Raw genomic sequence first — 19033 nt, 5'->3', positions numbered from 1 at the left:
GTGTTATTTTAATTGCGTTTTTATTTGTAGGATTAATCTGAAAGTTTGGGTCTGAAATTCTTCCAAGTTACAGTGTTGACACAGGTGTCGCGTGTCAGTTGATAGTCGCCAGGACGGTCTACCCGGTTTTCTAATTCGATCTGAAGAACATGTAACAATTAAAATCAGACAGGGCTGTGGGAGTCAGTCCCGACTCGAAACGCCGACGACGTCAGGTGACGTATTGGGCGACGCCATTGCCAAATGACCAGTTCTCTTTTTTTACTTCAACCAGATTGATGAAGACATCCTCCAGGCGTATGCCCAATTGCGCATGCAGGCCCTCGGCGATGGTCTTGAACAGCAATTGTTTCTTATCCACGGTGCGCCCTTCGCTGATGGTGATCTGAATGAACACCACGCCATCGCTGCGCTGGATGCCGAGGTATTGCGCGTCATACACGAAGTGCTGGCTGTCGTGCTCGTTGAGAATCTGGAAGTTGTCGTGCTCGGGCACATCGATACAGGTGCGCAGAGCGGCATAGACCTGTTCACCGATGCGCCTGGCGAACGTGGGATCGGGGTTTTGCTGGATATCGACGCGAACCAGTGGCATGGGAGTCTCCTTGAGTGGTGGCTTCTCTCACGCTAGATCAAAAGCAGTGTCCTGGCAGGTGAATGGTCTGGAATATCGTGGGTTCGGTGTATGAGGGAGCTTACGCGACGCGCGGATTTTGCCTACGGGGACGGCAGATGCGTCTGCTAGCCAGCACCCTATGGATGCGAAATCATCACGCCACAGAGCAGCTTGCGCGAGAGCTGCCACTAGCCAAGGAAGGCGAATGCTTCAAAACGACCGGGAAAACCTCGAACTTGACAAGCTGATGAATGAAATACGCAAGCTTGTGGCTGAGAGGAAAAAGCTTGTAGCGGAAGAAAAAAAGATGAAATGGGAAACCTGTTTCTACCCGGTTGCGGTAATAGCCGGGGTATTGACTGCAAGAGCGGCCTTGATAGGCCTTTCACTCAAGTCATGAATGTTCGAGCTTCAGCATATCTAACCCATCACCCGCGAGTAGGAAATTCACCATGAGTACATTCGACCGCCAGGCCATGATTGATCGATCCGATCGAGAGCACGACGAGTATCTGGAAAAATTACGCATCAAGCAGAGAGGCGACATCGTTCCTATCCTGGGATTACTGAGTCTGGCAATACTTTGCATGTCGTTCGGCTTCCTGGTCGCTCGATTGATCTGAGCCTCCGGCTGGGCAGGGTGCAGGAAAAACGTCGAAAAACGACATTCAACGTAGCTTTTAACGGCAAAAAACATTCCGAAAACGACCACCCATCCATCTGCTCCGGACAACCATTCCTCAGCTAAGTCTTTGCTTGCGTTGATTTATCACGGAGAATCGCGCCCCTGTTTCGGCCGGAGCATGTCTGTCGGTTTTTTCCGACGCGTCCCGACCGAGTGGCAAGTGACCGGAATGCGGAGATCCGACCGGATGAATGATCAGGCCAATAGCCTCGAAAAGCGTTTCGACGCAGCAGCACCCGCTGAACTTTCGAGCTGGAATCGCCAGGACACCACCTGGATGCTGGGACTGTTTGGGACGGCCATTGGCGCCGGCACCCTGTTTTTGCCGATCAACGCAGGGCTGGGGGGCTTCTGGCCGCTGGTGATCCTCGCGCTATTGGCGTTCCCGATGACGTTTTACGCTCACCGTGGCCTGACCCGCTTTGTGCTGTCCGGTCGCGAAGGCGCCGATATCACGGAAGTGGTCGAGCAGCATTTCGGCATCAAGGCCGGCGCGTTGATCACGTTGTTGTACTTCTTCGCCATTTTCCCGATCCTGCTGATCTACAGCGTCGGCCTGACCAATACGGTCGCCAGTTTCCTCGAACATCAACTGCACATCACGCCGCCACCGCGCGCGCTGTTGTCATTCGTGCTGATTCTCGGCCTGTTGGCGGTGGTGCGTTGCGGTGAACAGGCGATCGTCAAGGCCATGAGCCTGATGGTCTATCCATTTATCGTCGCGCTGCTGTTCCTTGCCGTGTACCTGATTCCGCACTGGAACGGCGGCATCCTCGCCACCGCCTCGCAAGTACCGGCGCCGTCAGCGCTGCTGCATACCCTTTGGCTGGCAATTCCGGTGATGGTGTTCTCGTTCAACCATTCGCCGATCATCTCCGCGTTTGCGGTGGATCAGAAGCGTCGTTATGGCGTACACGCTGAAGAGCGCAGCTCGCAGATCCTCGCGCGCGCTCATGCACTGATGGTAGTGATGGTGCTGTTCTTCGTATTCAGTTGCGTACTGACCCTGTCGCCGGAGCAACTGGCGGAGGCGAAAGACCAGAACCTGTCGATCCTCTCGTACCTCGCTAACCACTTCAGCAATCCGACCATCGCCTTCGCGGCGCCTTTGATCGCCTTTGTGGCGATTTCCAAGTCGTTCCTTGGCCATTACATTGGTGCCAGTGAAGGTCTCAAGGGTTTGATCGTCAAGAGCGGCAAGCGTCCGGGCGCCAAGGCGCTGGATCGCATCGTTGCGGCGCTTATGTTGGTGGTCTGCTGGATTGTCGCCACCCTGAACCCGAGCATCCTGGGCATGATTGAAACCATCGGGGGGCCGGTGATTGCCGCGATTCTGTTCCTGATGCCGATGTACGCGATTCGCAAGGTGCCGGCGATGGCGCGTTATCGCGATCAGGCATCGAACGTGTTTGTTACTGCAGTTGGGCTGGTAGCGATTTCAGCGTTGGTTTACAAGCTGGCTGTCTGACCGATCTGTGCGATTGCGAGCCTGCCATCGCGAGCAGGCTCGCTCCCACAAGGTTTTGCGTGATGCTTGCCCGGCAGGCATAAAAAAACGCCGCTCATCTCACGATGGGCGGCGTTTTTTATTGCCTTGCAGCGTTAGGCTTGAACGACCGGGATCTTGGCGTTCGCAGCAGCTTCACGGAACTCGGCGATCTGGTCGAAGGACAGGTAGCGGTAGACATCGGCCGCCATGCTGTCGATCTTGCCAGCGTATTCCATGTACTCCTCGACGGTCGGCAGGCGACCCAGGATCGAAGCAACGGACGCCAGCTCGGCCGAGGCCAGGTAGACGTTCGCGCCGTCGCCCAGACGGTTCGGGAAGTTACGGGTCGAAGTCGACACCACGGTGCTGTTCGGCTCAACGCGTGCCTGGTTACCCATGCACAGCGAGCAGCCTGGCATTTCCATGCGTGCGCCAGCCTTGCCGTAGATGCCGTAGTAGCCTTCTTCGGTCAGTTGGTGAGCGTCCATCTTGGTCGGCGGCGACAGCCACAGACGGGTTGGCAGCTGACCCTTGACCTGATCCAGCAGTTTGCCGGCAGCGCGGAAGTGACCGATGTTGGTCATGCACGAACCGATGAACACTTCGTCGATCTTCTCGCCAGCGACGCTGGACAGCAGACGGGCGTCGTCCGGATCGTTCGGCGCGCAGAGCACAGGCTCGTTGATCTCGGCCAGATCGATTTCGATGACTTCGGCGTATTCGGCGTCGGCATCGGCTTGCATCAGCTCAGGGTTGGCAATCCAGGCTTCCATCGCTTGAGCACGACGTTCCAGGGTACGCGCATCGCCGTAGCCTTCGCCGATCATCCAGCGCAGCAGGGTGATGTTGGACTGCAGGTACTCGGTGATCGATTCTTTCGACAGCTTGATGGTGCAACCGGCAGCCGAACGTTCGGCCGAGGCGTCGGACAGTTCGAACGCCTGCTCGAGGGTCAGACCTTCCAGGCCTTCGATTTCCAGGATGCGGCCGGAGAAGGCGTTTTTCTTGCCCTTCTTTTCAACGGTCAGCAGACCGTTCTGGATGGCGAAGTACGGAATGGCATGAACCAGGTCGCGCAGGGTGATGCCAGGTTTCATCTTGCCTTTGAAACGCACCAGGATCGATTCCGGCATGTCCAGCGGCATGACGCCGGTGGCTGCGGCGAACGCGACCAGACCGGAACCGGCCGGGAACGAGATGCCCATCGGGAAACGGGTGTGCGAGTCACCACCGGTACCGACGGTGTCCGGCAGCAGCATGCGGTTCAGCCACGAGTGGATGATGCCGTCGCCCGGACGCAGGGATACGCCGCCGCGGGTCATGATGAAGTCAGGCAGGGTGTGGTGGGTGGTCACGTCGATCGGCTTTGGATAAGCCGCGGTGTGGCAGAACGACTGCATCACCAGATCAGCGGAGAAGCCCAGGCACGCCAGGTCTTTCAGTTCGTCACGGGTCATTGGACCGGTGGTGTCCTGAGAACCCACGGTGGTCATCTTCGGCTCGCAGTAGGTGCCAGGACGAACGCCCTGGCCTTCTGCCAGACCGCAAGCCTTGCCGACCATTTTCTGCGCCAGGGTGAAGCCCTTGGTGCTTTCAGCCGGTGCTTCCGGCTTCTTGAACAGGTCGAACGGTGGCAGACCCAGCTCGGCACGAGCCTTTTCGGTCAGGCCACGGCCGATGATCAACGGAATACGACCGCCGGCACGGACTTCGTCCAGCAGCACCGGGGTTTTCATTTCGAAAGTGGTGATGACTTCGTCGGTACCGTGCTTGCAGACCTTGCCAGCGTGCGGGTACAGATCGATCACGTCGCCCATGTTCATGTTCGACACGTCGAACTCGATCGGCAGGGCGCCGGCATCTTCCATGGTGTTGTAGAAGATCGGGGCGATCTTGCTGCCGAAGCAGAAACCGCCAGCGCGCTTGTTCGGCACGTACGGGATATCGTCGCCGAAGAACCACAGCACCGAGTTGGTGGCCGATTTACGCGAGGAACCGGTACCGACCACGTCACCGACGTAGGCGATCGGGAAGCCTTGACCGCGCATTTCTTCGATCTGCTTCATCGGGCCGGTCTTGCCTTGCTCGTCCGGCACGATGCCGTCACGGGCCATTTTCAGCATGGCCAGGGCGTGCAGCGGGATGTCCGGACGCGACCAGGCGTCTGGTGCAGGCGACAGGTCGTCGGTGTTGGTTTCGCCGGTCACTTTGAAAACGCGCAGGCTGATCTTGTCGGCCAGCACCGGACGCTTCTTGAACCACTCGCCGTCAGCCCAGGATTGCAGCACGGCCTTGGCGTGAACGTTGCCGTTCTTGGCTTTTTCCGCGACGTCGTGGAAGGCATCGAACATCAGCAGGGTGTGCTTGAGTTCTTCGGCGGCGACTGGAGCCAGTTCGGCGTCATCCAGCAGCTCGACCAGGGTCACGATGTTGTAGCCGCCCTGCATGGTGCCGAGCAGTTCGACAGCGCGTTTCTTGTCCAGCAGAGGGGAGGTGGCTTCGCCCTTGGCCAGGGCTGACAGGAAACCGGCCTTGACGTAGGCGGCTTCGTCCACTCCAGGCGGTACGCGATTGGTGATCAGGTCAACGAGGAAAGCTTCTTCGCCAGCCGGAGGGTTCTTCAGCAGCTCGATCAGGCCTGCTGTTTGTTCGGCGTTAAGCGGCTGGGGAACGATACCCAGGGCTGCACGCTCTTCGATATGTTTGCGGTAGGCTTCAAGCACAGTTATTACCCTCATCAGTGGTCCCAAATGGGTGTCCGGGACGCTCGTCGCGAAATGCTCGTACTCATGCGCTGCGCGGCGTTGTGGGCCGCTTGGCCAGAATTACCGAGCATTCCTTACAGAAGCTGCTTTCAAAGTTTTACGCCTGCAGAACGGGGAGCTGATGAGGGTTGGCGCTGGGCTTTTCCCCGCTGGAAAAACCCTTCGCCAACACCGCTCTGAAGGAACGACTGTGCTCGTGACGCTTTGAAAACAGCTTCTAACGGACATTGGCGCCTTAAAAGGCTGGCTGATTCTACGGCAAAAAAAATTTAAAGGTAAGTCGCGCTCTATTGGACTTTCGTGGCAACCAGCGTGGCCGGGGCAAACCTGCGACGCTGGCGAAACCCTGCTGTTTGAGGGGTGATCAATGCCCGACAAAGGGCTAACATGCCGGCCTGTTCCGCGTTTCAGTGTTCTGCCCATTTATGCCCAATCAGACCATCAAGACTCCCTGCGTCGGCCTCTGCTCCACTGTTTACGGTGACCTGGTGTGCCGTGGCTGCAAGCGTTTCCACCACGAAGTGATCCACTGGAACGGATACAACGAGGAGGAAAAGCGTGCGGTCTGGCTGCGTCTGGAGCAATTGCTGTCACAAGTGATGGCGAGCAAGGTCGAGATCTTCGACCCGGTTCGTCTGCGCGAACAGCTGGAACAGCGCAAGGTCCGCTTCGTCCCGCATCAGTCGGAATATTGCTGGGCCTATCAGCTGATTGCCCGGGGCGCGCGAGTGATCATTAATCTTGAGGCATACGGGATGGTATTGCTGCCGGAGTTTCGTGACTGGAACCTGCCGGAACTGCGCGATGCCATCGATCGGGAATTCTTCCTGCTGTCGGAAGCGCATTATCAGCGCTATATCGCCCCCGGCTTTCTCAAAGACGCCTTTCAATTGTAGGAGCGAGCCTGCTCGCGATGGCGTTGTGTCAGTCAACGCATTTTCAATGATCCACCGCTATCGCGAGCAGGCTCACTCCTACAAGGGGCCGCATTGCAAATGTTCAGTGTTTCACCGCCAACTCCACCAGATGATCCTCAACCTCCTGCGGCTTGAGCACCAGCACATCGCTTTCCAGCGTATCCAGCACTGCTTCAGCGGTATTGCCGATCAACGCACCTGACAAGCCACTGCGCGCCACCGTGCCAATCACCGTTACCGCTGCCTGCAGCTTGTGCGCCATGAACGGAATCAGCACATCTGCCGGGCCTTCCTCGACGTGCAGGTGCTCATCATCGACATCGAACTCCGCCTGAAACGCCCGGCATTGCTCGCGATATTTGGCTTCTATGGTGGATTTGAGCTGAAACGTCGGATCTGCCGCCGAGAGCATCGGCGACGGGTGCGCGGTGATCACATGCAAATGCGCCTTGGCCAGGCTGGCGATGTCGTAGCCGTGATCAATGATAGTGCTGTGCAAATGCCGGTGCTCGCCGTCGGCATTGCCGACATCGACGGCGGCGAGAATCACTTTGTCCTTCCACGTACCGGCGGTTTTCACCAGCAGCACCGGGGTAGGGCAGTGGCGCAGCAGCTTCCAGTCAGCCGGGGTCAGCAGGGCTTTTTTCAGCGAGCTGTCGGGGAAATGCTGCTTGATCACCAGGCCGCAACCCTCGGCCTGCTGCACATCGATGATGGTTTCATGCAGGCTCTCGTTCCATGCCTGTTCGGTGGTCACGCTGTAACCTTCGGCGAGCAACGCAGCCTTGAGCACGCTGAGCAGGCCGGCGTGGTCATGCTTCTTGTCGCACACCAATAGATGCAGATGGGCCTGGGTCACACCGGCGATCAGCTTGGCGCGCTTGAGCGCCAGGCTCTCTGCATGTTCAGGTTCAATGACCACCAGAATGCTGCGAATGGCTTGCATGAGCGGAGTCTCCAGCAAAGAAAAGGCACGGCGTTGCACAACTATAGTTGCTGTCCGAACGTCTGCGACTTGATGCATATCAACAGCCGCCGCTGGTGGTCTGCGGGCAGGCCGGTATAATCGGCGCCCTTCGCTCGAACACCTTTTACCGTGAGCCCCATGATCCTTCCCGAAATCCACGAATTCCTTGGCTGCCGCACGCCCGACGCCTGGGTCCAGGCGGCACTGGCCAATCAGGACATCCTGCTGATCGACCACAAGAACTGCGAGTTCAAGGCCGCCAGCACTGCGCTGAGCCTGATTGCCAAGTACCACGCCCACGTCGACCTGATCAACATGATGTCGCGCCTGGCCCGGGAAGAACTGGTGCACCACGAGCAAGTCATGCGCATCATGAAGCGGCGCAAGATCGAGCTGCGTCAGCTGCACGCCGGCCGTTACGCCTCGGGCCTGCGCAAAGTGGTGCGCAGCCACGAGCCGGTGAAACTGGTCGACACGCTGGTGGTCGGCGCGTTCATCGAAGCACGCAGTTGCGAACGCTTCGAAGCACTGGTGCCGCATCTGGACGAAGAGCTGGGCAAGTTCTATTTCGGTCTGCTGAAAAGCGAGGCGCGGCATTTTCAGGGTTATCTGAAACTGGCCTATCAGTATGGTGATGCCAAGGATGTCGCGCAGGTGATCGAGCGCGTCCGTGCAGCCGAGCAAGCACTGATAGAGTCACCGGACGACGAATTCCGCTTCCACAGCGGTGTGCCGGTCGCCGCATGACCGGGCAGCTCCTACGAAAACGGCCATCATTGTCTGATTGTAAAAAATTCTTAAGAGTATGAAACATCACCGAAAACCGGCCCGCGTGGCCGGTTTTTGCTGTCTGGCGTCATCGCCTGAACGACGATTGCCCGCATAATATCGGCCCTTCCACGTTTGGCTCGGCAACGGTCGTTATGGATAACCTGGGTTTTGGCAAAGTCCTGCTGGTCGAAGACGATGAGCGTCTGGCCGCACTGATCGCGCACTTTCTTGAACAACACGGCTACGAGGTGCGCACGGTGCATCGCGGCGATCTGGCCGTGGCCGCGTTCCTCGAATTCAAGCCGAAGGTAGTGGTGCTCGACCTGATGTTGCCGGGGCAGAGCGGTTTGCAGGTGTGCCGCGAAATTCGCAGTGTGTCGGAGACGCCGATCGTGATGCTCACCGCCAAGGAAGACGACCTTGATCATATCCTCGGGCTGGAGTCCGGTGCCGATGATTACCTGATCAAACCGATCAAACCGCCGGTATTGCTCGCCCGGCTGCGCGCGCTGCAACGACGACAGATGCCGGACACCAGCGTGGTCAGTTTTCTTGAGTTCGGGCAATTGTGCATCGACCGCAGTTGCCGCGAAGTGCGCCTGGCCGGTGAGCTGATCGAGCTGACCACCATGGAGTTCGAATTGCTCTGGTTGCTCGCCAGCGCGGCGGGCAAGATTCTCTCGCGCGATGACATTCTCAACCGTATGCGCGGCATCGCTTTCGACGGCCTCAACCGCAGCGTCGACGTCTACATCAGCAAATTGCGCAACAAACTCAAGGACAATCCCCGCGAGCCCGTGTGCATCAAGACCGTGTGGGGCAAAGGCTATCTGTTCAATCCGTTCGCGTGGGAGTTGTAGATGCTGCGCTTGTTCCTCGGACTGTTTCTGGTAATGACGGTGGGGCTGGTACTGGCTTTGCAGACCGTCGAACACACCTTCAACGCGTTGCTCGACAGCCAGATGCAGGACTACAACCGTGAAGCCGTGCGCGGCCAGGCGTGGTCGCTGGTGGATCATCTGCAAGGCCGCCAGGGTGCCGAGCGTGAGCAGAAACTCGATTCATTGCGCGCCCATTACGGTCTGTCGCTGAGTCTGGTCGAGGCCGATCAACTGGCCCTCACACCGCAGGAAAAAGCCGAACTGGCGCGGAATCTGTTGGTGATCCGCGACGATTACACGCAGTTCATCAGCAACATCGATGGCGGCTCGCAGTTACTCAGCATCAAGTTGCCGCCGGAGCCAAGCCTGATGCCGTTCTATATCACGGCGGCGTACATGATGCTGGCGGTGTTGATCGGCATCGTGCTGTTTTTCTGGGTGCGGCCGCACTGGCGCGATCTGGAAAAACTGCGGCTGGCCGCCGAGCGTTTCGGCGACAACGACCTGTCGGTGCGCATCCAGTTATCGCGGCGCTCGAATATCCGTGATCTGGCCGAACACTTCAATTTGATGGCGGCGCGCATCGAGGGGCTGATCGCCAATCAGCGCGAACTGACCAATGCCGTTTCCCACGAATTGCGCACACCGATCGCGCGGCTGTCGTTCGAACTCGATCAGCTCAAACAGCAACCGGGCGCGAGCCAGAATCGCGAACTGATCGCCAACATGTATGCCGACCTCGGTGAACTGGAGGAAATGGTCTCGGAGCTGCTGACCTACGCCAGCCTGGAACACGGCGCGACGGTGATCAAACGGGAGAATGTTCACGCGGCCGACTGGCTCGACAGCGTTGTCGGCAGTGTGGCGCTGGAGGCCGAAGCGGCGGGGGTGCAGTTGTCGATCGGCGATTGCCGGGTCGACACCGTGAGCATCGAACCGCGTTTCATGGCGCGGGCCGTGATCAATCTGCTGCGCAACGCCATCCGCTACGCCGAGCAGCGCGTAGAGGTGTCCCTGCTGTGCAACGGCGATGACTATGAAGTTCGGGTCAGCGATGACGGGCCGGGCGTGCCGTTGCAAGGGCGGGAGAAAATCTTCGAACCGTTTTCGCGTTTGGATGCCAGCCGGGATCGACGTACGGGTGGATTTGGCTTGGGCCTGGCCTTGGTGCGGCGGGTGTCGCAGTCCCATGGCGGGCAGGTTGAGGTGGGTGACTCGGTGTGGGGTGGGGCGTTGTTCAGGATGACCTGGGCGCATCCGGATTGAGTGATGCGCCTGAGCCAGCCCCTTGTAGGAGTGAGCCTGCTCGCGATAGCGCTAGGTCATTCAATGATGAGTCGACTGACACAACGCTATCGCGAGCAGGCTCACTCCTACAAGGGGCGGTGTTCAGCTAGTCAGGCCGAGCCGCTCATGCCACTGGGCAATGGACTCTTCGGGATATTCATCAAACCTCTGATCCTTAGCCTTGGCCTCGACCTCAACCCATGGCGCTTTCGAACCAAGCATCAGGTGCGTGTGTTCCGGCGGCACCGGCAGCGGCGTATCGATCGCCGAGGCGAATGGATGAATCAACTCTGGCCATTCCGGACTGAACAGCCACAAACCGCTGCCGCACAGCGAACAGAAGTGGCGCTCGGCGCTGCTGCGATGGGCGCGGTTGTCGCCTTCGGCTTTCATCTTCGCGTGATAGATGCTGATGTTTTTGCGCCCGCGAACCTTGAGGCTGGTCGCGTCGCCGCCGAGGTTGATCGCATAACCGCCGCCGCCCTGGGTCTTGCGGCAGATCGAGCAGTAGCAGCGTTGATAAGGGTAGGGGTGGACGCTGTCGAGGCTGAACGTGACTTCGCCGCAATGGCAGGAGCCTTCGAGGTGCATGGTGCTCTCCCGTGTCTGAATGGTCCGGTTCAGCCTAGAACACTTTGCGCAGCGCTTGCCGGTGTGATGCGACCGGCGGGCGCAGCGTCTAGCCCCAGTGTCCCCGCGATCCCATGGGGCGAGACTTTCGGAACCCGGCATGCAAGCGCTGTTGAACGAGATCCTTGACGCCGTCCGGCCCCTGATCGGGCAGGGCAAGGTCGCTGACTATATTCCCGCCCTCGGCACGGTGCCGGCCAACCAATTGGGCATCGCCGTGTACGGCAATGACGGCGAAATGTACTTCGCTGGGGACGCTGAAACGCCGTTCTCGGTGCAGAGTATTTCCAAGGTCTTCAGCCTGGTGCAGGCCATCGATCATTCCGGCGAGGCGATCTGGGAACGGCTTGGTCATGAGCCTTCCGGCCAGCCGTTCAACTCGCTGGTGCAACTGGAATTCGAGCGCGGCCGCCCGCGCAATCCGTTCATCAATGCCGGGGCGCTGGTGATCTGCGACATCAATCAGTCGCGCTTCGCCGCGCCGACGTTGTCGATGCGTGATTTTGTCCGGCGTCTGTCCGGCAATCCGCAAATCATGATCGACGGCAAGGTCGCCGACTCCGAATACCAGCACCGCGCGCGCAATGCGGCGATGGCCTATCTGATGCAGTCGTTCGGCAATTTTCACAACGACGTCGAAGCGGTGTTGCGCAGCTATTTCAGCCACTGCGCGCTGCGGATGAATTGCATCGATCTGGCCCGGGCGTTCTGCTTTCTGGCCAATGACGGTTTCTGCAAGCACAGCGGCGAGCAGATCCTCACGCGCCGCCAGACCCAGCAGGTCAACTCGATCATGGCTACCAGCGGTTTGTATGACGAAGCGGGCAACTTCGCCTATCGCGTCGGTCTGCCGGGCAAGAGCGGAGTGGGCGGCGGGATCGTCGCGGTAGTGCCGGGGCAATTCACAGTCTGTGTGTGGTCACCGGAGTTGAACGCGGCAGGTAATTCGCTGGCGGGGATGGCGGCGCTGGAGTTGCTGAGCTCAAGGATTGGCTGGTCCGTCTTCTGAAACTCACACAGTCCCCTTGTAGGAGTGAGCCTGCTCGCGATAGCGGTATGCCAGACAAAATAATGTCGACTTGTCTACCGCTATCGCGAGCAGGCTCACTCCTACAAGGTTTTTTCGGTGGATTGAAGAGGTGTATTTCAGCCAGTAATCCGCTACATTTTCCGGCCGCCCTCTGCATGGTGAATCCGCTTCATGTCTCTTGCGCTCGAACGTCTAGTCGCTGGCACGCCGATCCCTTTCGCTGGTAACCGCGTCACCGTGGTCAGCCCCGAACTGGCTGCGCGGTTTCAGCCCGGTGACCATTTGCTGGTCGAGCAGGTCAGTGGCGAGTTGTTGCTGATCCCCGTGGCCGATCAACAGGCCGCTTCTGTGGCAATCGAGCGTGCGGCAGCGGCATTCACTGCGTTGTCGGCGGTTTCCGATGAAGCCATCAGCCAGTTTTTCGACCTGTTTGCCCAGCGCCTGGAAAATCCTGAGTGCTGGACGCAGATCGAAGCCGCCAATCGCGCCGACATCGAACGGGCCAAGGCACGCGGTCGCTCGACCACTCGCTTGCTCGCTGATGAGCGGATGCGCCGCGACATGATCGCCGGGCTGCGCGCCTGGCGTGATGCGCCACCGACGCGCGGCAAGGTGATCAGCAGCGTCGAACATGACGGCTGGAAGGTCGAACAGGTGGTCTCGCCGCTGGGCATCGTCGCGTTTGTCTTCGAAGGCCGGCCCAACGTATTTGCCGACGCCGCCGGGGTGCTGCGCACCGGCAACACCGCAGTACTGCGCATCGGCAGCGATGCATTGGGCACTGCACAAGCCATCGTCACTCACGCGCTGAATCCAGCACTTGCCGAAGCCGGCTTACCGGTTGGCGCGGTGTCATTGGTGGAAAGCGTCAATCATGCCGCCGGTTGGGCGATGTTCGCCGATCGGCGTCTGTCGTTGGCCGTGGCGCGCGGCTCGGGCCGGGCGGTCAGTCAGTTGGGCAGCATCGCCCAGCAGGCCGGCACCGCCGTCAGCCTGCACGGCACCGGCGGTGCATGGCTGATTGCCGACCGTGATGCCGACGCCACGCGCTTCGCGGCAGTGGTGCGCAACTCGCTGGACCGCAAGGTCTGCAACACCCTGAACGTCTGCCTGATCCAGCGTGAACGTGCCGCCGAACTGGTGCCGCTGTTCCTCGATGCCTTGAAAGACGCCGGCACTGCGCGCGGTCAAGGCTGCAAATTGCACATCGTTGAGGGCAGTGAAAGCTGCCTGCCAGGCGAATGGCGAAACGCGACGGTCGAGGTGTATCGCGCTGAGGGTTACCGGACCGAAGCGCTGGCCGAATCCTTGCCTGAATCGGACCTGGGCCGTGAGTGGGAATGGGAAGAGACTCCGGAAGTCAGCCTGATGATCGTCGAGGATCTGAATCAGGCCATTACGCTGTTCAACCGCTACAGCCCGCAATTTACCGTGTCCTTGATCAGCGAGGATGCGGCGGTTCAGGAACGCTTCTACAACGCAGTGAACGCGCCGTTTGTGGGCAACGGCATCACTCGTTGGGTCGATGGCCAGTACGCACTGAACAAGCCGGAACTGGGCCTTTCGAATTGGGAGAGCGGCAGGCTGTTTGCGCGCAGTGCGATTCTTTCCGGTGATGGCGTGTTTACCGTGCGCAGCCGGATGACTCAGGTTGATCTCACGGTGAAGCGCTGACTCGAAATCCGGACCGCGCCGTGTAGGAGCTGCCGAAGGTTGCGATCTTTTGATTTTGGGTAGAAATCAAGATCAAAGGATCGCAGCCTTCGGCAGCTCCTACAGGGGCGGGTCAGCCAGCGTGGCTGGCTTGCGCGCTGATCGCGCAAGTCGTGGGTTGCTCGGCCAGCGGCACAAAGGTGCGACGATCGGAAGAGAGCGCATCGATCGAACCGGTCTCGATGTCATACACCCAGCCATGCAGATTCAGCCGACCTTGCTCCTGCGCCAGGCGCACGCTCGGATGGGTCTGGATGTTCGCCAGTTGCGCGATGACGTTCTCGCGCACCATCGAACTCAACTTCGCTGCATCGCTGCCATGCGTGCGCGCTTCGTTCATCACCTTCGCCGATTCCGCATGTTGCAGCCAACCGCTGACGGCGGGCAGGTGATCCATGCATTTGCACTGAGCAATCGCCGTCATTGCGCCGCAATCGGAGTGGCCGCAAATCACGATATCGCTCACACCCAGCACCGCCACTGCATACTCCACCGTCGCCGAGACGCCGCCTGGATGCGGGCTGTAGGAGGGCACGATGTTGCCGGCGTTGCGGATCACGAACAGCTCGCCGGGCTCTTGCTGGGTCAGCAGCTCCGGCACCACACGGCTGTCGGAACAGGTGATGAACAGCGTGCCGGGTTGTTGCGTGGTCGCCAGGTGTTTGAACAGTTCGCTGCGTTGCGGGAAAGCTTCGTTCTGGAATTTCAGGAAGCCGTCGATCAGGGCTTTCATGGCGTGTCCTCTTGGCAGAAATCGGATGGCCCGCACGCAAGGTGCGGGCCGGGCGCGTCAGAACGGACGCAGCGGCAGGAACTTGCCGTCGAGGGTGACCACGGCGCGGGAGCCGCCTTCCGGGTCTTCGACTTTCTTGATGTCCAGTTTGAAGTTGATGGCGCTGATGATGCCGTCACCGAATTGCTCATGCACCAGCGTCTTGAGCGTGGTGCCGTAGATCTGGATCATCTCGTAAAAACGGTAGATGGTCGGGTCAGTCGGCACGCCGCTGAGGCTGCCACGCAGAGGAATGATCTGCAGAGCGGCAATGTCATCAGCGGTCAGTTCGAGCTTGTCACCCACCACTTGGGCAGCGCTTTGCGGCAGCGGGTGCTGACCGAGGAGGGCCGCTGTGACGTAGGCCAGGCTGAGGCCGGTGTCGTCGGCGAGATCCTGCCACGACAGATCTTTTTTCGCCTTGGCGTCGAGAACGCGAGTGGTCAGGGCCAGGCTGTTGTCGTTGTAGGCGTGGGACTGTTGCATGGTGTCACTCCTTTCAGTGGTTGGCTTGCTGTGTGGGAGCAATCTTGCGCCGGCCCATCCATAGCGTCCAAGACCCATATACAATGCGCTGCATAAGCCCTGCCTATAGATGGTGTGCCCATGCTGTTGCGACATTTGCGTTATCTGCTGGCAGTAGCCGATCACGGTGGTTTCACCCGCGCTGCCGAAGCGCTGCATGTATCGCAGCCGACGCTGTCGCAGCAGATACGCCAATTGGAAGAGACCCTCGGGGTGAGTCTGTTCGATCGCACCTCGCGCACGGTGAAGCCGACGGATGCCGGTGCGGCCTACATCGAATGCGCCCGGCGCGTGATGGTGGAGCTGGAGGCCGGGCAGCGCGCGTTGCACGACGTGAAGGATTTGTCCCGGGGCACCCTGCGTCTGGCGATGACGCCGACGTTCATGGCGTATCTGGTCGGGCCGTTGGTGCGTGATTACCGGGCACGGTTTCCCGGAATTCATCTGGAAATCTTCGAGCTGTCGATGGACGACATCGAGGCCGGCCTCGCCGATGACTCGCTGGATGTCGCGATCGCGTTTACGCCGGTGCGCAATGCCGAGATTGAATGCCTGCCGGCATTTACCGAGACGTTGGGGATCATGGTCGGGCCTGGGCATCCGCTGTACGACAGCCCTTCGGCGTTGACGCCGACGGACGTCGCTTCACTGGATTTCGCCTTGCTGGCCCCGGGCTTCATCACGCGGTTATCAGTGGATGAGTATTTCCGTCAGCACGGGATTACGCCGCAGGTGCGGATCGAGGTGAATTCGGTGAGTACGTTGCTGGAAGTGGTGCGGCATTCCCCGCTGGCCACGATGTTGCCGGAAGCGATTGCCAGCGAAGACCGCGCATTGCGCCGGTTGCGTGTCAAAGGGGAGGCGCCACAGCGGGGCGCAGCGTTGTTGCGGCGCAGGAATAATTACCACAGTGCGGCGGCGCTGGCGTTTGTGGAATTGGTGCTGGAACTATAGGGGCACAAGGCAACGCTATCCCTGTAGGAGTGAGCTTGCTCGCGATAGCGGTGTGTCAGTTAGATAGGCGTGTCTGAATAACCGCTATCGCGAGCAGGCTCACTCCTACAGGGCTATGCGCTGAATTCGGGATGTAAAAAAGGGCCTGCTCCAAATCGGAAGCAGGCCCTTTAGTCAAATAATCTACAACTCAATAAAACCGATCAATCACCCGAACTTCATTGTTGTTCTGCATCGAGTCCCACGCCTGTTTCAGCGTCTGCAGTACATTGCCAATGAAGTCCTTGTCGGCCGCAGCCTTCTTGCCGACATAACCATGGCCGCGGCGGTACATCTTCAGGCGGGCCAGCAGGTTCTGGTGGTTGCGGTCGAATTCTTCTTCGCCAGCGTGGGGCGACAGGCAGTCGATGTGCACCTGGCCCGATTTGCTGATCCAGAGAATATGGCTGTCGTGGCTGTCTTTCTGCGCCGCGAACATACGAGCCAGTTCTTCGATGGTGGGTTGATTGTTCAGATTCATCGTTATGCCCCTTGACCAGTCTGGTGATCTTTCAAAGTTGATTCGCTAATACAGGTAGCCCATCGGTTAGTTGATCCCTGGCACCGAAACCAGGACGTCAGCGCTCGCCCGTGTGGAGTACGGGGTCGTGCATCTGTTGCATGTAGTCGTGTTGAATAACTGCTACGCAATAGCGTCACAACGAGGAGAAGCAGCGAAAACCGGGAGGCTCCTTGACGACATATCCAGTGTCGGCCACAAGCGTCTTGAGAATTTTCGCCAGCGCTTCTCGTCCTTGTACTGGACGTTCAGGCCAGGTCAGCTTCTTCAATCTGCCTTGTGGGCAGCGTGTATCCGGAAAAAACAACTCGGCGGTCAGACGAGTTTGCTCAAGCGTGTAACCAGTGCTCCCGATCGGGGAACGTCTTCATCATGCAAAAGCAAAACGATGCCGTCAACGGTTTTGTAGTGATTATTTTCAGGCACTACATATTGTCGGACAAAGCCATTTTGGAATGAGAAAACAACCGTTCAAGCAACGTAGAGACAGGAACCGCGAGAGATTTAGCGGGTCGCCGGCCGCGCCGTGCGTTTACGCGTGCCAGTGGTTTTGCTGGCAGTGGATTTGCGTTTTTTCTTCCACGGCGCTGCGGTTTTGCCGGCGGGAGGCGGGCCGCTGATGGTCAGACTGAGGGCAGAGCAGCGGGTGACTTGCTTGCTCATCCACGCGGCCTGTTTGGTGACGAACTCTTCCAGACTCATCTCGCCGCTTTGCACCATGTCGAGCGCCTGCTCCCAGATCGCTGTGGTGCCAGGATCGGCGATTGCGCGTGGCACCGCGTCGATCAGGCTGAACGCGGCAGGCGTCGCCGCCAGTGCCTTGCCGTTCTTGACCAGATAACCGCGATCAAGCAAGCCTTGGATGATCGACGCGCGGGTGGCTTCGGTGCCGATGCCGGTGGTGTCCTTGAGTTTCTGTTTGAGCAGCGGATCCTCGACCAGTTTCGCAACGTTCTTCATGGCCTTGATCAGATCGCCTTCGGTGTAGGGTTTGGGTGGTTGCGTCCACAGATCCTTGAGATTTACCCGCGACACCGCGCATTCGACGCCCTGGCTCAGGGCCGGCAAGGTCTGCGGCGCGGGCGCTTCGCGGCCTTTCGCTGGGGCCAATGCCTCGGGCAGTGCGCGCTTCCAGCCCGGTTCGATGATCTGCTTGCCCACTGCGCGTAACGCCTGCCCGTTGCAATCGAAATCGGCCTGGGTGCGATCGTATTCGTGATTGGGCAGGAACTGCGCCAGGTAGCGTGCGCGAATCAGTGTGTACACCGCGCGATGTTTGCCGGTCAGACGTTCGAGGTTCTTCGCGGCGATGGTGGGGATGATCCCGTGGTGAGCGCTGACTTTGGCATCATTCCACGCCCGCGAGCGCCGCTGTGGTTCGAGAAAACCCTGCAAGGCTTCAAGGCTCGGATCGGCTTGACGCAACCCTGCGAGAATCGCCGGTGCCTCGCTGTGCTGGCTCAAGGGCAGGAAGCCACAGTCACTGCGTGGGTAGGTGATGACTTTGTAGGTTTCGTAGAGCGCCTGGGCAATATCGAGGGTTTCCTGGGCGCCGAGGCCGAGCTTCTTCGAGCAGACTTCCTGCAAGGTGCCGAGGTCGAAGGGCAGGGGCGCCACTTCGCGCATACGCTCGGTTTTCAGCTTGATGACTTGGGCGCTGGCGGCACTGTTGATCGCCGCTGCTGCCTGTTGCGCCAACGCCTGATTCAGGCAGCGATCCTGATCATCACAAACGTCCGCCGGGGCGCGCCATTGCGCGGTAAACGCTGTGCCGTCGTGCAGCAGTTCCACGTCGATCGCCCAGAACGGCACCGGCACGAAGTCGGCGATGCTGCGGTCGCGGTCGACTACCAGTCGCAGCGTCGGCGTCTGTACTCGACCTACCGGCAACACGCCCTGATAACCGGATTGACGCCCGAGCAGGGTGAACAGTCGACTCATGTTCATGCCGATCAGCCAGTCCGCCCGCGAACGTCCCAGCGCCGAGTGATACAGGCTGAACGTTTCGGCTCCCGGCTTCAGCGCTGCCAGCGCCTTGCGAATCGACGCCTCGTCGAGTGCCGACAGCCACAAGCGGCGGATCGGCCCGCGATAGCGGCAATGTTCGACCAGTTCCCGGGCGATCATCTCGCCCTCACGGTCGGCGTCGGTGGCAATGATCAGTTCGCTGGCTTCGCCGAGCAGGCGTTTGACCGCTTTGTACTGGCTGGCAGTGCGCGGCTTGACGGTCATTTTCCACTTGTCCGGAATGATCGGCAGATCTGCCAGCACCCAGCGTTTGTAGCGCGCGTCGTAGGCGTCCGGCGGCGCGGTTTCGAGCAAGTGGCCGATGCACCAGGTCACTGTGACGTCTGTCCCCAGCCAGCAGCCGTCGCCACGACGCCTGGCGCCGAGCACGGCCGCAATGTCTTTGGCCTGGGAAGGTTTTTCACAGAGGTACAGCCGCATATCTGCCATCGCTGGTTGGTGTGT

18 protein-coding genes are annotated in these 19033 nt (G+C 59.5%); 10 read left to right on the top strand and 8 right to left on the bottom strand.

The window, feature by feature from the left end; genetic code table 11:
* Positions 1–211: 211 nt before the first annotated feature.
* Entirely contained in the window at positions 212–595 is a 384-nt protein-coding gene (locus QRN33_RS12430; protein WP_252874733.1) for a tautomerase family protein, read from the bottom strand.
* Between the two features lie 226 nt (positions 596–821).
* On the opposite strand from QRN33_RS12430, the gene QRN33_RS12425 reads away from it, so the two are divergent.
* The 3 genes from QRN33_RS12425 to QRN33_RS12415 all read left to right on the top strand — a co-directional run bounded on the left by QRN33_RS12425 (position 822) and on the right by QRN33_RS12415 (position 2769).
* The gene (locus tag QRN33_RS12425) at positions 822–1016 is read left to right on the top strand and encodes a hypothetical protein (protein ID WP_285408789.1); all 195 of its coding nucleotides are present in this window, start codon (positions 822–824) and stop codon (positions 1014–1016) included.
* Positions 1017–1068: 52 nt separating this feature from the next.
* Positions 1069–1239, top strand: a complete 171-nt coding sequence (locus QRN33_RS12420; RefSeq protein WP_165839209.1) for a hypothetical protein — start codon at positions 1069–1071, stop codon at positions 1237–1239.
* A gap of 249 nt (positions 1240–1488) precedes the next feature.
* Entirely contained in the window at positions 1489–2769 is a 1281-nt protein-coding gene (locus QRN33_RS12415; RefSeq protein WP_285408787.1) for an HAAAP family serine/threonine permease, read from the top strand.
* A gap of 134 nt (positions 2770–2903) precedes the next feature.
* Here QRN33_RS12415 and acnB read toward each other — a convergent pair whose 3' ends face one another.
* On the bottom strand, positions 2904–5513 hold the full coding sequence (gene acnB, locus QRN33_RS12410; protein WP_123419324.1) for a bifunctional aconitate hydratase 2/2-methylisocitrate dehydratase: 2610 nt from the start codon (positions 5511–5513) through the stop codon (positions 2904–2906).
* 467 nt (positions 5514–5980) lie between these two features.
* Between acnB and QRN33_RS12405 the strand changes: the two genes are divergently transcribed.
* Positions 5981–6451, top strand: coding sequence for a DUF1289 domain-containing protein (locus QRN33_RS12405; protein WP_285408785.1), 471 nt, complete (start codon positions 5981–5983; stop codon positions 6449–6451).
* 103 nt (positions 6452–6554) lie between these two features.
* Here QRN33_RS12405 and uspL read toward each other — a convergent pair whose 3' ends face one another.
* The gene (gene uspL / locus QRN33_RS12400; protein WP_123419325.1) at positions 6555–7418 is read right to left on the bottom strand and encodes a universal stress protein UspL; all 864 of its coding nucleotides are present in this window, start codon (positions 7416–7418) and stop codon (positions 6555–6557) included.
* 159 nt (positions 7419–7577) lie between these two features.
* Here uspL and QRN33_RS12395 point away from each other — a divergent pair, with 159 nt between their 5' ends.
* The 3 genes from QRN33_RS12395 (at position 7578) to QRN33_RS12385 (ending at position 10357) form a co-directional block, all read left to right on the top strand.
* Positions 7578–8186: a MiaE family protein gene (locus QRN33_RS12395; RefSeq protein WP_123419326.1), complete on the top strand. Its 609-nt coding sequence runs from the start codon at positions 7578–7580 to the stop codon at positions 8184–8186.
* Between the two features lie 176 nt (positions 8187–8362).
* The gene (locus QRN33_RS12390; RefSeq protein ID WP_285408782.1) at positions 8363–9070 is read left to right on the top strand and encodes a response regulator; all 708 of its coding nucleotides are present in this window, start codon (positions 8363–8365) and stop codon (positions 9068–9070) included.
* The gene (locus QRN33_RS12385; protein WP_285408780.1) at positions 9071–10357 is read left to right on the top strand and encodes an ATP-binding protein; all 1287 of its coding nucleotides are present in this window, start codon (positions 9071–9073) and stop codon (positions 10355–10357) included.
* Positions 10358–10480: 123 nt separating this feature from the next.
* Here the strand turns inward: QRN33_RS12385 and QRN33_RS12380 are convergent, their stop codons facing one another.
* Positions 10481–10969: a GFA family protein gene (locus tag QRN33_RS12380; protein ID WP_281924142.1), complete on the bottom strand. Its 489-nt coding sequence runs from the start codon at positions 10967–10969 to the stop codon at positions 10481–10483.
* Positions 10970–11108: 139 nt separating this feature from the next.
* On the opposite strand from QRN33_RS12380, the gene glsB reads away from it, so the two are divergent.
* Positions 11109–12017 (top strand): glutaminase B, encoded by a 909-nt coding sequence (gene glsB, locus QRN33_RS12375; RefSeq protein WP_042609378.1) that lies wholly within the window; start codon positions 11109–11111, stop codon positions 12015–12017.
* A gap of 192 nt (positions 12018–12209) precedes the next feature.
* A complete protein-coding gene (locus QRN33_RS12370; RefSeq protein WP_285408776.1) occupies positions 12210–13712 on the top strand; it encodes an aldehyde dehydrogenase family protein in 1503 nt (500 codons plus the stop codon).
* A gap of 112 nt (positions 13713–13824) precedes the next feature.
* Here the strand turns inward: QRN33_RS12370 and QRN33_RS12365 are convergent, their stop codons facing one another.
* Both QRN33_RS12365 and cynS read right to left on the bottom strand, forming a co-directional pair.
* Positions 13825–14484 carry a carbonic anhydrase gene (locus tag QRN33_RS12365; protein ID WP_285408774.1) on the bottom strand — a complete coding sequence of 220 codons (660 nt, stop codon included), beginning with the start codon at positions 14482–14484 and terminating at the stop codon, positions 13825–13827.
* A gap of 57 nt (positions 14485–14541) precedes the next feature.
* The gene (gene cynS / locus QRN33_RS12360) at positions 14542–15009 is read right to left on the bottom strand and encodes a cyanase (protein ID WP_285408772.1); all 468 of its coding nucleotides are present in this window, start codon (positions 15007–15009) and stop codon (positions 14542–14544) included.
* A 120-nt stretch (positions 15010–15129) separates the two neighbouring features.
* Between cynS and cynR the strand changes: the two genes are divergently transcribed.
* The gene (cynR, locus tag QRN33_RS12355; RefSeq protein WP_285408770.1) at positions 15130–16002 is read left to right on the top strand and encodes a transcriptional regulator CynR; all 873 of its coding nucleotides are present in this window, start codon (positions 15130–15132) and stop codon (positions 16000–16002) included.
* 190 nt (positions 16003–16192) lie between these two features.
* Here the strand turns inward: cynR and QRN33_RS12350 are convergent, their stop codons facing one another.
* Together QRN33_RS12350 and QRN33_RS12345 are read right to left on the bottom strand one after the other, a co-directional pair.
* A complete protein-coding gene (locus QRN33_RS12350) occupies positions 16193–16522 on the bottom strand; it encodes a hypothetical protein (RefSeq protein WP_042609383.1) in 330 nt (109 codons plus the stop codon).
* Positions 16523–17065: 543 nt separating this feature from the next.
* Positions 17066–19009, bottom strand: a complete 1944-nt coding sequence (locus QRN33_RS12345; protein WP_285408767.1) for a DNA topoisomerase III — start codon at positions 19007–19009, stop codon at positions 17066–17068.
* Positions 19010–19033 lie beyond the last annotated feature (24 nt).

Origin of the sequence: Pseudomonas sp. FR229a (assembly GCF_030209115.1) — a bacterium.
GTDB lineage: Bacteria > Pseudomonadota > Gammaproteobacteria > Pseudomonadales > Pseudomonadaceae > Aquipseudomonas > Aquipseudomonas moraviensis_A.
The sequence above is the reverse complement of the archived record's forward strand: the minus strand, read 5'-3'. Positions and strand labels throughout refer to the sequence as shown.